The sequence below is a fragment of the Bathymodiolus platifrons methanotrophic gill symbiont genome, assembly GCF_002189065.1.
GTDB lineage: Bacteria > Pseudomonadota > Gammaproteobacteria > Methylococcales > Methylomonadaceae > Methyloprofundus.
Map to the genome: position 1 here is coordinate 1 of NZ_BDMN01000117.1, position 14,817 is coordinate 14,817.

Sequence of the window (14,817 nt, forward strand, 5' to 3'; positions counted from 1 at the left end):
CGATCATAGCCTGTTCCAGGACGGTTACCAACTGACGTACACCGATGCCTCTTCGTTTTATATCGATTAAGGTATAAACAACTAACTGCCCAGGCGCATGATAAGTAATTTGCCCTCCCCTATCAGTATCGACCACCAGAATATCTGAGACCTGTAATAAATGTTCTGGCTGGCCATTTAACCCCTGAGTAAAGACAGGAGAGTGTTCAACGATCCAGATTTCATCAGCACTATCAATATCTCTGGATAAGGTATAATCCTGCATTTTCCGCCAACAACTTAGATAATCCTGTTTCCCCTGATGACGTATCTTAATATTCATATCCGTCTACTTTTTGTATAAAATCATCCAGATCACTTGCTTGAGTCACTACATTACTTTGCAACATCGGTAAGCCCGGTTTTAACTTCCGTACCGTAGCAGCAAAAACCCCTGTACCATGGTGCTGCACTTCCCCCGCCTCATTCCATTGTTTACAATTTCCCACGCCGCAACTAGGCGACTTATCTTTTAAAATGATTCCGGATATTTTATGGTTCTTCAGGAAAGCATGCGCGTATGCAATCATCTTTTCTGTTAGGTCAATAATAGGCTGATTACAAGTTAGTAAATGCACTGTTGCCTAGGGTGTGTACCAAAATGCAGAGCACGTACACCATCCGTTTCGACGATTTCTATAGGGCCGTGTTCATCATATTCCTGATGAATAAGCAGGCCATCATATTTGTACATAATTTTTGGGGGGGGGAAATGACAAAAGCTTAAGTAAAAACCTTAATATGGATTTTTTACAAAGCCTCTCGTTCTCACGCTCTGCGCGGGAACACATGGACTGACGCTTGCGTCAAGGAACGCTGAGCGTTCTCAAATGAATTCCCACGCAGAGCGTGGGAACTAGCTTAATGGAAAATTAAGCAAAAGGATTATTTAAAACAATCGTTTCGTTACGCTCTGGGCCTGTGGATAAAATAGAGATTTCAACACCAACCAGCTCTTCTAAGCGTTTAATATAAACCAGTGCATTCGCAGGTAATTTATCTAGCTCAGTAACACCCCGCGTTTCATCAGTCCAGCCATCCATGTATTCAATAACAGGCTTACAGGCTTCATACTTCTCTGCACCTAGTGGCGCAATAGTTGTTTCTTCGCCAGCAATATTATAGGCAGTACAAATACCGATTTTATCCAGACCATCCAGTACATCTAATTTAGTTAGACAAATACCACTTAGTGAATTCATTTGTGCTGATTTACGCATAGAGACCGCATCAAACCAGCCGGTACGTCTTTTTCTTCCGGTTGTAGCGCCAAATTCATGACCTTTTTCACCCAAATGCTGACCATAAGCATCATCTAATTCAGTTGGAAAAGGTCCATTACCAACACGGGTAGAATAGGCTTTAGTAATCCCCAGCACATAATCAATATCTAAAGGACCTACGCCTGTTCCTGTCGCGGCTCCACCGGCTGTGGTATTTGATGAAGTAACATAAGGATAAGTTCCATGATCAATATCAAGCAAGGCTCCTTGAGCACCTTCAAATAGTAAATTCTCACCTTTAGCCTGGTAATCATGCAGCTTTTCAGCAACATCAATTAACATCGGCTTAATATGCTCTGCCAGCTCTAAAGAATCGGCCAGCATAGTGTCAAAATCGACTGCAGGCACTTTATAGTATTCTGTTAGCATGAAATTATGAAATGCCGTTAATTCACGTAACTTTTCAGTAAATAACTCAGGATTTAATAAATCTGCCGCACGAATACCTCGACGAGCAATTTTATCTTCATAAGCCGGACCGATACCTCGTCCAGTTGTACCAATGGCTTTAGCACCTTTAGCAACTTCTCTCGCCTGATCAATGGCAACATGAATCGGTAAAATCAACGCACAGGCTTCACTAATTAATAAACGTGAACGCACAGGAATACCAGATTTTTCCAGTATTTTTATCTCTGTAAGCAAGGCTTCCGGTGATAACACCACGCCATTACCAATTAAACATTGTACGTCTTCACGCAAGACACCCGAAGGAACTAAATGTAAAACTGTCGTTTTGCCATCAATAACCAGTGTATGCCCAGCATTATGGCCGCCCTGAAAACGTACCACTGCTTTTGCCTGATCGGTTAACAAATCAACTAATTTACCTTTGCCTTCATCGCCCCATTGCGTGCCGATAACTACAACATTTTTACCCATAACAGTTCCAGATTAATTTAACGGGACAAGAACCCAGTTCTCATCAATTTTTTCTAATAGTTGATTACACCTTAGTTGTTCAGCTTGATTTTGCTGTCCAGATAGTTGTTTAATCACTATACTTCCAGTAGCCCGAAGGTCACGCACCTTCTCATCTAATGCGCGATCACCTATGGCAATAGGCGCCAGGATTTTTACCACTACATCTTTTTCCTGATCTTTTTTGGTCAGTGCTGCCAGAACTTTTAAATCTGCGCTAAAACCTGTGGCCGGTCTGGCACTACCAAATATCTGGCCAATATTATCGTAACGCCCACCACGAGCAATTTCTTTACCAACTTCAGGAACAAACGCAGAAAAAACCATACCCGTATGGTAGTGATAGCCACGTAGTTCAGCTAAATCAAAACTAATAGTCAATTCTGGGTAATAATCATGCAATATGCCAGCAAGTTCTTCTAACTGCGCTAAAGCATTGTTTACGCCTGCATCTGCAACCACAAAAATCTCTCTTGCACTTGCCAATACTGATTTATCACCATTTAATTTTGGTAAAGCTAAGAAAACAGCTTGTAAATCAGCCTGAATATCATAACTATCTAATAGCTCTGCTAGTTCACTATTTGATTTACGCTGTAATACCTCAAATAATGCCAGCTCTTGTTCCGCTGTCAAATTTGCCTGAGCAACCAGCCCACGATAAATACCAACATGCCCTAAATCAAGATGTACGTTTTTCAACCCCGCCATTGCCAGAACTTCAAGCATAAGCTGTACAACTTCGGTATCACTATCAATCCCGGCATGACCAAATAACTCGGCACCAATTTGCATGGGGATACGCGTTTTATCTAATGCATCTCCACGAGTATGGAGAGTTGTTCCTTCATAACATAAACGTGTAGATTGCTGATGACTTAAGCTATGCGCATCAATTCTTGCTACTTGAGGGGTCATATCGGCACGTATGCCTAATACTTCACCACTCAATTGATCTGTTAATTTAAAGGTCTGCAAATTCAGGTCATGACCTGACCCTGTTAACAGTGAATCTAAATAATCTATAAAAGGTGGAATTACTTTTTCATAACCCCAACATTCAAAAACATCAAGCAATTGGCGACGTAATGTCTCTAGGTGCTTAGCATCTTCAGGTAAAACTTCTTCAACACCATCTGGCAATAGCCACGGGTCTCTTTGCAACATGATAATTTTCCAATTCACACAAAAACGCCCCGCAAAAGCGGAGCGTTAAATTATTCAATCAAGCAAATGCTTTTGTTATTTCATTTGCTTAAAATATTTAAAGAATTCAGAATCTGGCTCTATAACCATTATATTGGCTGATTTACTAAATGTTTCTTTATAAGCAGCCATACTACGGTAAAACGCATAAAACTCAATATTTCTACCATAGGCGTTAGCATAGATCTCAGCAGCTTTTGCATCGCCCTGACCTTTCATGATTTCTGAATCACGATAGGCGTCGGCCAGAATAATTTCTTTTTGTTTATCCGCATCCGCACGAACTCTCTCAGCAGCTTCAGACCCTTGCGATCTAAACTCACGTGCAACTCGCGCACGCTCAGCTTCCATACGGCTATAAACAGAATGGCTCACTTCACTGGGTAAATCAATACGTTTTACTTGTACATCAACAATCTCAATACCTAATTGAGCTGCCGCTTTAGCCGTATTAGTAATCAATGCTTCACGCACTGCACTACGATCAGTAGAAACCAGCTGTTTTATATCACGCTTACTAAACTCGCTACGAAAAGCATCTTTAATAATTTGATCTAAGCGTATATTAGCCTGGTAAGCATCTCCAGCCACGGAAGTATAGAAAGTAGTAACATCGCCAATACGCCATTTTACAAATGAATCTACGATGACGTTTTTCTTTTCCGCCGTTAAAAAACGTTCCGGCGCAGAATCCAGAGTTAATATACGCGCATCAAACTTTTTGACGTTATTAATAAAGGGAAACTTAAAATGCAAACCTGGTTGATAGTCTGATCTGACAATCTCACCAAATTTAAACTTTATGGCTTTTTCTGTTTCAGTTACAGTAAAAACACACATCATGAAAAAAGTAAATATCGCCCCAACAGTCACTAATATTTTATTTGCTGACATGATTAACGTCCTCTTGGAGTACGACCACGACTGGAAGGCCGAGGTGTGTTAGTTGGGTTATAAGACGGGCTTGCCGATGGAGCTGATTGATTAGCATTAACCCGGTTTCTCATTACCTGTGACTTAGCTGCCAGCTTATCTAATGGCAAATACATAAGATTATTACCACCTTCCACATCAACCATCACAGTATCAGTACCACTCATAACTTCTTCCATCGTATCTAAATAAATACGTTGCCGTGTCACTTTGGGTGCTTTTTTATATTCTGCCAAAATCTGCGTAAAACGACTCACGTCTCCTTCTGCAGAAGCAATAATACGTGATTTATAACCTTCAGATTCCTGTATAACCCTAGCCGCAGCTCCTCGCGCTTTTGGCACGATATCATTGGCATAGGCTTCAGCTTCATTAATCAAACGCTGTTTATCTTCTCGCGCTTTAATCGCATCTTCAAAAGCACTTTGCACCTGTTCTGGTGGCTGCGCATCTTGTAAGTTTACACTGGTGATAATGATACCCGACTCATAAGAATCTATGACACTCTGAATTTCAGTCTTGATATCAGCAACAATCTTGGTACGCCCTTCTGTCAAAACATAATCCATGGTATTACCACCGATAACACCACGTTCGACACTTTCAATTACCTGTTTCAAAGTGGCTGTCTGATTCAGAATATTGAATAAATATTTTTTTGCATCGCTGACTTGATATTGTACCGCTAGACGTACATCGACAATATTTTCATCCTTTGTCAACATCAGCGCTTCTTTAGAGACTGTTCCCTTACGACCACCGCCTGAACGATAACCAACTTCTAGAGAGCGAATCTGTGCAATATTAACAATTTCAACTTTTTCAATCGGAGCTGGTAATTTCCAGTTCAAACCTGGTTGAGTGGTGGTAATATATTTGCCAAAACGTAATTCGACACCACGATTTCCTTCGTCAACAATATAGAAACCACTTGCAGCCCAAAGAGCTACCGCACCTACCGCCAAGAAGCCTAGCCCTTTCAGTGAAGGCGGAGATTTATCATCATTACCATCTTCTCCTTTTTTACCACCAAACAAGCCACCTAATTTATCTTGCAAAGAACGAATTGCTTCATCTAAATCAGGAGGACCATTTTCCTCTTTGCGACCACTCCAAGGGTCTTTGTTTTTATCACCGCCCGGTTCATTCCAAGACATTATTTAACTCCACATTTATACTGCAAAAAAATTTACCCAACAATACACTTCACATCCATATTTACGCAAAGCATATGTATAATTCCGTATGATTTCACTTGGTAATTATCCTAAAAAAATCATGATTACACAATCATCCTTAATTTATTTCTTCAACTTCCACTTCAGTTAAAACTCCCATATACTGCTTATCAATCTCTACCAGCAAGTCCCAACCTCCCTGCTCGGTAAAATCTTCCCGTATAATATTGGCAACTGAAAATAATTTGGCACGTACTCCGCCCTGAGTAGGTAATAAATGACATAAGCGCGTTACTTTATTAGCAGAGAAAAGCTCCGCCAAAGCCTGTAACAGCGAGTCCATACCTGCTCCTGTCTTTGCTGACACCCAGACACGTATAGGTAAACCCAGACCATTACGATCTATCCGTGGTTCAAAGTCATCGAGTAAATCAATTTTATTATAGACTTCTAGCTGCTTATTAATATCCGCCCCAATTTCTTTCAGCACTCTATTAACTTCAGCAATAGTTTCAGCTCGATACTCATCATTGGCATCAATAACATGCAATAATAAATCTGCCTCTGTTGCTTCCTGCAGAGTCGATTTAAATGCTGCCACTAATTCATGCGGTAAATGACGAATAAAACCCACAGTGTCTGCCAGAACAACTTCCGAAGCATTAGCTAACTTAAAGCGCCTTAGCGTCGGATCTAAGGTAGCAAATAACTGATCAGCTGCATATATATCTGCACCCGTCAGGCTATTAAATAAAGTCGATTTCCCTGCATTTGTATAGCCTACCAATGATAAGCCTGGAATTTCTGAACGCTTACGTCTGGCACGTCCTTGATGTCGCTGTTTTACTACTTTTTCCAGACGGCTTTGCACTAATTTTATTCGTGCACCTACCTGACGCCTATCATCCTCTAGCTGGGTCTCTCCGGTGCCCCGCATTCCGATACCACCTTTCTGTCTATCCAGGTGCGTCCAGCCTCTGGTCAAACGTGAAGACAGGTGGTTTAATTGCGCCAATTCAACCTGTAATTTACCATCATAAGATTTTGCACGTAAGGCAAAAATATCTAATATCAGCCCATTACGATCAACCACTCGAAATTCAAGTGCAGCCTCTAGATTACGTTCCTGGCTGGGCGTTAATACGTGATTAAACAAAACCAGGTCTGCCTCTGTTTCTTCAATGGCAGCCTTTAATTCCTCTAGCTTTCCGGAACCAATAAAGTACTTGGCATCTGGATACTTCCTCGACCCGGTTAATACGTGAACAACTTCAGCCCCGGCCGAACTTGCTAACTCCTTTAATTCATTTAAATCTTCCTGGCCTTCATTTAGATTAATATGTACCAGAACAGCTCTTTCCCCAGACTCTGGACGATCAAACAAATTTAATCTCCTTGATACAACAGGCTTTCAATTACTCGACCTCATCTTCTTTATTCATCAAAATGACGGGCTTACCCGGCACTATAGTCGAGATAGCATGCTTATAAACCATCTGCACCATGGTATTCTTCAACATTACGACATATTGATCAAATGAATCAACACGACCTTGCAGCTTAATCCCATTAACTAAAAAAATGGACACAGGTGTATGTTCTTTTCTAAGCGTGTTTAAAAAAGTATCCTGTAAATTCTGGCTTTTTGGCATATTGCTCTCCCTATTTTTTTCTGTTATTTGAGTAGACTTAAGCTGATATTCCAAATATTATCTCAATCGCTACCTTACCGATAATTCGCTCGCTTTACAAGATATAAGGACTCAAAGCCAAAAATCAATACTATTCTGGTTTTAATAAACTTAATTGATGACTTGCAACGCTGAATGCCCCTAAGATTCCAAGTGCTGATGAAGCAAATAACAACAAAATAGATTCAGCAAAACTCATAAACTGCAATTGAAACTGACTTTGATAGAGCAAAGATAATTGCTCTATCGGCGCATTAATCATAAACAATATAAAATTAATAACAGCCCACGCCAGTAATCCAGAGATAAATCCATACCAGAAACCCGTATATAAAAAAGGCAGGCAAATAAACGTATTGGTACCACCTACTAATTTAGTCACAATAACTTCATCTTTACGTGCTTGCAGTTCAGAACGTATCGTATTGCCAATAATAAACAGCACTGCAAATGCTAGTAAAGCAGCTAAAATAATGACTACAGTATTCGCCATTTGCATCATCGCCTGCAAACGTGCAAGCCATTGCATATCCATTTGTGCAAAATCAACGGCGGAATCATTCTGCATTTTCTCTAACAAATGGGTTAGCTGGAATGCTTCGGTCAACGATTCCTCAGGATAAACCTGAATAACAATAGGTAAGGGATTATTTTCCAGTGCATTCAAAGCCGCACCAAAGCCACTGTATTGCTGAAATTCTTCCAGCGCCTGTTGTCTGGAAATGACATTTACTTTAGCTATAGAATCTTCAGCCTGTAATTTTAAGGCTAATTTTTTGGCCTGTTGATCACTAATTTCCTCATGCAAAAACAATGAAATCTGCTTTCCTGCTTGCAAGGAATTAACTAATTGCTGGGCATTATTCACCATAACATAGAAACTTCCAGCCAAAGCAATGGCTATCGCCATGACTATTATTGCCATCGCCGATGAAAAAGGAGACCGCAATAAACGCACTAAACTGGAAATAAGTGACTGCCGATTTAATTGCAGACTGGTTAACGCACGACTTTCTGACCCTCGTTTAGTCATTTTGGGCCTATTACCTGCTCTCGCATTAAACTCTCTGGCTTTTCTAACGGGCTTCATAATCCTAGAAACCGCAGTTGAGCACGGATTTTGTGGAAAATCTGAGTGCGAAAGACAAGGCACAGCTCGCAGGTAATGGCCGTAGTCCTTGGCAAGAGCTGTAACGCAGTATTTCGTGCTCAGATTTATTCACAAAACCGTGAAGCGGGGTATTCTCACCCAACAGGTGACAAGTATCTACTATCATTATATTTTTACTTTCAGTAGTTTATAGTGCTTTATAACAGTCAACTGCGGATTCTAGGATAATTGCTGACCAATAAGTCGTCCACGCTCTAATTGCAATACTTTATGATTTAATTGATTAACCAGAGCAATATCATGAGTTGCAATTAAAATTGTCACCCCAACTTGTTTAAACTGCTCAAACAAATACATAATTTCTGCTGATAATTCAGGATCCAGATTACCAGTGGGTTCATCCGCCAAAATCAAAGCCGGCTTATTAACCACAGCTCGCGCTATGCCGATACGCTGCTGCTCTCCTCCCGACAAAGCCAGCGGGTATTTGTTTTCTTTACCTAATAAGCCCACTTTATCTAATGCTGCACGCACTCGTCGGGCAACCTCATGCTGACCAACACCCGCAACTACTAGAGGCAAAGCAACATTGTCAAATACAGTTCTATCAAATAAGAGTTTATAATCTTGAAAAATCAGTCCTAATTTGCGTCGTAAATAAGGAATTTGCCGATCAGACAATCGATTCAGGTTCTGACCATCAACCAGTAACTGCCCTCGAGTACTGCGTTCAATTGCTGCAATCAGCTTAAGCAAGGTACTTTTTCCTGCGCCCGAGTGCCCGGTTAGAAATGCCATTTCACCTTTTTGCAAATGAAAACTGACATCACACAAGGCATCACCCGCATCAGCATAACGTTTAAACACTTGATCGACGGTTAGCATAAGCGTTATTGCTCGACCGAGACAAATAATGCATCTATAAACTGTTCTGCATTAAAATCCTGTAAATCATTGATGCCTTCACCAACACCAAGAAAACGAATAGGCACCCCGATCTGCTTAGCTAAAGCGAAAATCATTCCCCCTTTAGCAGTACCATCTAATTTAGTCAGCGCAATTCCTGTCAAAGCAACCGATTTATTGAAATTTTCAGCCTGAGAAAGTGCATTTTGTCCTGTTCCAGCATCCAGCACCAACAATACTTCATGAGGTGCAGTATCATCCAGTTTAGCCATAATCCGTTTGATTTTACTTAACTCTTGCATCAAGTTCGCTTTAGTGTGTAATCGTCCTGCTGTATCAGCGATTAATACATCGATACCTTTTGCCTGAGCAGACTGCACTCCATCAAAAATTACTGACGCAGAATCAGCGCCTGTATGCTGTGCAACAACATGAATATCATTTCGTTCACCCCAGATTTGTAATTGCTCAACCGCCGCTGCTCTAAAAGTATCCCCCGCAGCCAACATAACACTATGACCTTGCTGCTGTAGCCTTTGCGCCAACTTACCAATCGTTGTCGTTTTACCAACGCCATTGACTCCAACCACTAGAATGACATAGGGCCCCAGCTTTTCTGGAATCAATAAAGGCTGACTTACCGGCTCCAGCAACTCTAGTAACTGCTGTTTCAGCAATGCTTGTAAAGCAGATACATCTTGCAACTGGTGCTTCTCTACACTTTCTTCCAGTTTAGCAATAATATTGCTAGTGACTTCCATTCCGACATCAGCCATCAACAGGCTTGTTTCTATTTCTTCCAGTAAATCCTGATCAATTGCTCTATTACCAGAAACAACTGATAACACAGCACCGAGACCTGTACGTGTTTTACCCAGTTGCGTTTTTAAACGTAAATATAAAGACTCAGGCTCGACTAGTTCAAGCTGAGGAAATTCTTTACTAACCTCAAGCGCAATGGGTTCCTGACCGATTACCTCAGGTAATTCAATATCCTGCTGTTGTGCTTCACCGCTAAGGTCTTCTAAAGCCTGGTATTTAGTATAAAACCTGATTGCAAGCAATGGCAGCATCAATACGATAGCAACAACGCCATGAACCGCCACAACCCAGACAGGCAGGGCTAATTTAACCAGGACCATACCAGACGCTATCTGCACTAACAATAGACCACTAACGACAGCACCGGCCCAACGCACTTGTTTAATACGACTTGCTGTCGCAGTTAACATCACCCATGTCAGGGTAATAAAAACTACGACCGATAGAACCCTATGTAGCCAGTGCACAGCAACTTTTGCACTAAATGACAAGGATGAAAAGATATTCAGCGCATATTGATAATCAGCAGCAGGCCACCAGGAGCCAAGGCAGCGAGGAAATTCCCCGCACACTAGCCCTGCATTATTGGCAGCAAGCCATGCCCCTAAAATTAACTGCAGCCCTAATACCAGGATTGCAACAGAGATTAACCAGAGCTTTTTCCCATCACCACGCTTAACCCAGACTGTTTTACTACGTATATATATGTGAAAGGCAATAAATAGCATCAGCGCAGTTAACAAATAATGCACAAAATGAGTTAACGCCTGACTTGCCAGTGTTTGATAAATGCCTAACTGAATTTGTAAACCAACAATACCGGCTAGAACCAGAGCCCAGATGGCAGATGATACCCGGGAAGAACTAGACCAGAAGCTAGTAAGCAGCATAACAGCCACGAATAAAATGACGGCTAGTGCACTTAAAGAGTGTATCAACCATGCAATATCATATAAGCCTATTGTTGCCTGACTAAAAATCTGGTTAATTTGTGCGTAGCAGCTTGAATACTCTGAACAGGATTGCATTTTCACCGGCGCAAAGCGCTGCAATGCTCCTGATACGGTTGTCAGTAAAGTAAAAAAACAAACCAAAAGCGTGGAAAATCTAAACATATCTACTTACCCAATTTGAGAAATTCTAAGTAATTTTTTTATATCACGTTTAACTGCATAGGGGTCAAAACCTGATTTATACTGCATCATCAAATTACCCAAAGGATCCATTAGAATCAATTGCCCTGCTGCCATATCTGCCCCTAATAGTGACTTGATTTTTTCTGCCAGAGCAGCACTAGGCTTAACTTTTAATAAGCGATAATCTTCATCCCACCAAGACACAATATTTTCTGTGTTACTCTTTAACAAAGAATCATCTGGATTTTCAGGCTCCCCCAGCTTTCGAAACTCTGCTGTTTCAAGTTTTAACACATGGTCACCCTGCTCTTTCCAGGATAGGTAGTCTTTTTGCTGCTCACCCTGCATGATTATTACTGCCCGTCTAACACGCGTTAACTCTTTATTAATCATCAAACGTATCTGCCTGGTCGCATGGATTGCATTCGCACAAACCTTATTGCATTGTTCCGCCGGAATAATATTTAACATTACCCAGTGACCTTTCAATTCATCAATATTTTTAATTGAAAAGGGATCTATCCCCTGCAACTCAGTACGCTCAGTCGTTATAAGCGGGATAATCAGGTCACCCTTGTTGGTTGATCCCGGCTTAAAGTCAGGGTCTGTAGTTAAATACCAGGCAAATGAAAAGGGAATAATAGTCATTAAGGCTAAAATAATAATCGTGCGCTGATTTTTCTTTGTTTGATCAATCATCTTTCTGTTTTTTACAACTCATCCAAAGGGATAATAAAGTTAGGGTTGCGGCCAATGCAAACCATTGAAATGCATAAGCCATATGTTTTTCTGGTGGTATGCGCGTATTAACCTGCCACTCTCTTAGGTAGCCATACGGCTGATCAGCCGATAACTGCACCTGAAAATCCAGAACCGACCGATTAAGTTTATGATTAATTTTCTGTCTATTAATAAGTTGCACTACCGAAGGCCAGCCTTTTCCTGGCTCGTCAGCACCCTCTAGAACCAGACCTACTTGTGGAAAATTGTTAATTACACCAGCAATTGATAACTTTCCTTGTGGCGGCATGAAATCAATATCTGGTAATTGGCGCCTGTCTTTATTCATTAACACCCAACCGCGATTAATCAATACACTCTGACCATCAGCCGACAAGATAAATGGCGTTAATACTAAATAGCCTACTTTGCCATTGTGAACCTGATTATCCAGGAGAAACTGATGCTCAACATCATAACGACCTTCCAATATGACACGTCTATATCTTATATCTTTCGTATCAGCTAATAATTTCGCGATTGGAAATACATCTCTCTGCATCCTATCTTGTTGAGAAATCAAGAATTCACGTTTTTCTTCTGCTCTGTTTAACTGCCAAAAGCCCAAGCGTAACAATAAAGCTAGTAAGCAAACAAATACCAGTAACGGTAAAATCTTTATTCTACAACGATATACAAAAAAACTCTGTTTCATTAATCGGTCATTACTAAAATGCTTATTATGTATTAAAATATATCTATACTTCGCACGGACACATTTGCAGATTTCTAGCGGTCGTTTTTTGCCGATAGACTAACTTGCTAAAAAAGTGCATACAAAAACGAGGATCAAGAAAGCACTAAGTAGCCGTGTAAAATTTAACGTAGGATAGGTAGAACTTCCTTTTGTAAAACCTTATCATTCTATAGAGATTGATAGCGTTCATTACGCGCCTAAAAAGCAGATGCTACATGTATTTGCCACACCCTTGTATAGCTATATTTTTCACTATTGAATATCTTAACATTATGCTAAAAATTCTTATTATTCTTGTTTTTTTAACGATTATTGCCAGCCTTGGCACAGCCTTGTTTCACCTTATAAAACACAAAGAATCATCTAAAAAAACTGTCAAGGCACTGACATATCGTATTAGTATTTCCCTGGCTTTATTTATCTTACTTTCCATTGCCTTTATGACTGGGCTGATACAGCCGACAGGAATTGGTATGCAAATGCAGTTACAAAAAGCAAAAATGGCTGAGCAACAAAAATAATTAATTTAGACAAAAAAAAAGCACTACCTATACTCTAGGTAGTGCTTTTTTTGGCAATACAAATCGCCTACAGCAAATAAACGAAAATAAACAAGCCTAACCATACCACATCAACAAAATGCCAGTACCAGGCAGCCGCCTCGAAGACGAAATGATTTTCCGGTGTGAAATGACCTTTTGAACTACGGAATAAAACAACCGTTAGCATAATGGCCCCGATACACACGTGCGCACCGTGAAAACCAGTTAGCATAAAGAATGTTGAACCGTAGATTCCAGAACCTAAAGTTAAGCCCATATCATGATACGCTTCTTGATATTCAAGCGCCTGAAAAGCAACGAACAAGAAACCTAAAACAACAGTCGCTATCAAGCCTTTTATCAACTGACTACGGTTTTTAGCCAGCAAACCATGATGCGCCCAGGTAAGAGTAACGCCACTAGTCAGTAGAATTAATGTATTCAATAAAGGTAAACCAAAAGCACCCATAGGCTCATATTCGCCACCTATTTCACCCGGCCCATTAGTAGGCCACATGGCTTCAAATGAAGGCCATAGCATTCCTGATGATCGCCCTGGACCATCACCAATACCAGCCAACCAATCCATAGATAGGTTACGTGTATACCAAAGGGTACCGAAAAATACTGCAAAAAACATAATTTCAGAAAAGATAAACCACATCATACCCATACGGTAGGAAATTCCTACGTAATGGTTATACATACCGGTTTCACTTTCATTAGCCTGCATGGTAAACCAGCCAGCCAGCATAACTATAAAAATTGTCAGCCCCAGAATCATAAAAGTAGATCCTGCAGCATTACCATTCAGGTAATTTGCAAAACCTGCTAACGTAAGCATCATACCTGCAGTTGCTGCAATGGGCCACGTTGCCTTATGTGGAATGTAATATGCGCCTGTAGACATCATTATCCCCTATTTAATTAGTAGTATCATAAAATGTAAGTCCAAATGTCAGTCTTTTGTAGTGTTCAGGTAAGGCTGGATCAATCACTAATTGCACCTCAAGATGCTTAGTCTCACCTGCTTCAAAAACCTGGGTATCAAAACAAAAACACTTAGTATTTTTAACGTATCCTACAGCAGGCCCCGGTGTAACACTAGGATTTGCCTTGGCAAGCATACGCTTATCTGTTTTATTTGTTGCTGTATACTGCATTTTAATCACTTCTCCAGGATGCACTTTTAACTGGTAGTTGTCAGCTTTAAACGCTAGACCTGTACCTGCACCTATAGAAGTAATAAATTCAAAACTTATTTCTCGCTGTGTATCAATCTTGTAATCTAAAACAGCCGATTCTTGCCTGGTTTTTCCATTGATTCCTGTTATTTCGCACAAAATATCGTACAAAGGTATCAATGCCACTGCAAATAAAAACATCACCAGCACTAATAAAAGTAAGCTGCGTACTGTTTTTTTATTCTTCTGCTCTAAATCATCTGATGTCACGAAGAAGTAACTCTTATAACAGCAAAAACATAAATTGAAATTGCAACAACCGCAAGGGCAACCGCAGTCAATATATTTTTTGTTTTAGTATTCATTATTTTCAGCTGACTTTGCCAGC

17 protein-coding genes are annotated in these 14,817 nt (G+C 40.5%); 1 reads left to right on the forward strand and 16 read right to left on the reverse strand.

What is annotated here, in order from left to right:
* The 14 genes from lipB to CDZ78_RS07225 all read right to left on the reverse strand — a co-directional run.
* On the reverse strand, positions 1-322 hold a 322-nt coding region (gene lipB, locus CDZ78_RS07160; protein ID WP_087869391.1), incomplete at its 3' end, for a lipoyl(octanoyl) transferase LipB.
* A complete protein-coding gene (locus CDZ78_RS07165; protein ID WP_087869392.1) occupies positions 312-617 on the reverse strand; it encodes a 2-thiouracil desulfurase family protein in 306 nt (101 codons plus the stop codon). The genes lipB and CDZ78_RS07165, both read right to left, overlap by 11 nt.
* Positions 605-733, reverse strand: coding sequence for a hypothetical protein (locus CDZ78_RS23610; RefSeq protein ID WP_280175552.1), 129 nt, complete (start codon positions 731-733; stop codon positions 605-607). Before CDZ78_RS23610 ends, CDZ78_RS07165 begins: the two co-directional genes overlap by 13 nt.
* Before the next feature lie 178 nt (positions 734-911).
* Positions 912-2,204 (reverse strand): adenylosuccinate synthase, encoded by a 1,293-nt coding sequence (locus CDZ78_RS07170; protein WP_087869393.1) that lies wholly within the window; start codon positions 2,202-2,204, stop codon positions 912-914.
* Positions 2,205-2,216: 12 nt separating this feature from the next.
* Positions 2,217-3,410, reverse strand: coding sequence for an ATP phosphoribosyltransferase regulatory subunit (locus CDZ78_RS07175; RefSeq protein ID WP_087869394.1), 1,194 nt, complete (start codon positions 3,408-3,410; stop codon positions 2,217-2,219).
* Between the two features lie 75 nt (positions 3,411-3,485).
* The gene (hflC, locus tag CDZ78_RS07180; RefSeq protein ID WP_087869395.1) at positions 3,486-4,343 is read right to left on the reverse strand and encodes a protease modulator HflC; all 858 of its coding nucleotides are present in this window, start codon (positions 4,341-4,343) and stop codon (positions 3,486-3,488) included.
* Positions 4,344-4,345: 2 nt separating this feature from the next.
* Positions 4,346-5,539 carry an FtsH protease activity modulator HflK gene (hflK, locus tag CDZ78_RS07185; RefSeq protein ID WP_087869396.1) on the reverse strand — a complete coding sequence of 398 codons (1,194 nt, stop codon included), beginning with the start codon at positions 5,537-5,539 and terminating at the stop codon, positions 4,346-4,348.
* A gap of 139 nt (positions 5,540-5,678) precedes the next feature.
* On the reverse strand, positions 5,679-6,944 hold the full coding sequence (hflX, locus tag CDZ78_RS07190; RefSeq protein WP_087869397.1) for a ribosome rescue GTPase HflX: 1,266 nt from the start codon (positions 6,942-6,944) through the stop codon (positions 5,679-5,681).
* Between the two features lie 31 nt (positions 6,945-6,975).
* Positions 6,976-7,212, reverse strand: coding sequence for an RNA chaperone Hfq (gene hfq, locus CDZ78_RS07195; RefSeq protein WP_087869398.1), 237 nt, complete (start codon positions 7,210-7,212; stop codon positions 6,976-6,978).
* Positions 7,213-7,342: 130 nt separating this feature from the next.
* A complete protein-coding gene (gene ftsX / locus CDZ78_RS07200) occupies positions 7,343-8,284 on the reverse strand; it encodes a permease-like cell division protein FtsX (RefSeq protein WP_167374207.1) in 942 nt (313 codons plus the stop codon).
* Between the two features lie 297 nt (positions 8,285-8,581).
* Entirely contained in the window at positions 8,582-9,247 is a 666-nt protein-coding gene (ftsE, locus tag CDZ78_RS07210) for a cell division ATP-binding protein FtsE (protein ID WP_087869401.1), read from the reverse strand.
* Between the two features lie 5 nt (positions 9,248-9,252).
* Positions 9,253-11,205: a signal recognition particle-docking protein FtsY gene (gene ftsY / locus CDZ78_RS07215; RefSeq protein ID WP_087869402.1), complete on the reverse strand. Its 1,953-nt coding sequence runs from the start codon at positions 11,203-11,205 to the stop codon at positions 9,253-9,255.
* Positions 11,206-11,211: 6 nt separating this feature from the next.
* Positions 11,212-11,925, reverse strand: coding sequence for a redox-active disulfide-containing membrane protein (locus tag CDZ78_RS07220; protein ID WP_087869403.1), 714 nt, complete (start codon positions 11,923-11,925; stop codon positions 11,212-11,214).
* Positions 11,918-12,661, reverse strand: coding sequence for an SURF1 family protein (locus CDZ78_RS07225; RefSeq protein ID WP_087869404.1), 744 nt, complete (start codon positions 12,659-12,661; stop codon positions 11,918-11,920). The genes CDZ78_RS07220 and CDZ78_RS07225 overlap by 8 nt, the downstream gene beginning before the upstream one ends.
* Positions 12,662-12,975: 314 nt before the next feature.
* Here CDZ78_RS07225 and CDZ78_RS07230 point away from each other — a divergent pair, with 314 nt between their 5' ends.
* Positions 12,976-13,224: a twin transmembrane helix small protein gene (locus tag CDZ78_RS07230; protein WP_307190463.1), complete on the forward strand. Its 249-nt coding sequence runs from the start codon at positions 12,976-12,978 to the stop codon at positions 13,222-13,224.
* Positions 13,225-13,291: 67 nt separating this feature from the next.
* Here the strand turns inward: CDZ78_RS07230 and CDZ78_RS07235 are convergent, their stop codons facing one another.
* Entirely contained in the window at positions 13,292-14,158 is an 867-nt protein-coding gene (locus CDZ78_RS07235; protein ID WP_087869405.1) for a cytochrome c oxidase subunit 3, read from the reverse strand.
* 10 nt (positions 14,159-14,168) lie between these two features.
* Positions 14,169-14,699 carry a cytochrome c oxidase assembly protein gene (locus CDZ78_RS07240; RefSeq protein WP_167374208.1) on the reverse strand — a complete coding sequence of 177 codons (531 nt, stop codon included), beginning with the start codon at positions 14,697-14,699 and terminating at the stop codon, positions 14,169-14,171.
* Between the last annotated feature and the right edge of the window lie 118 nt (positions 14,700-14,817).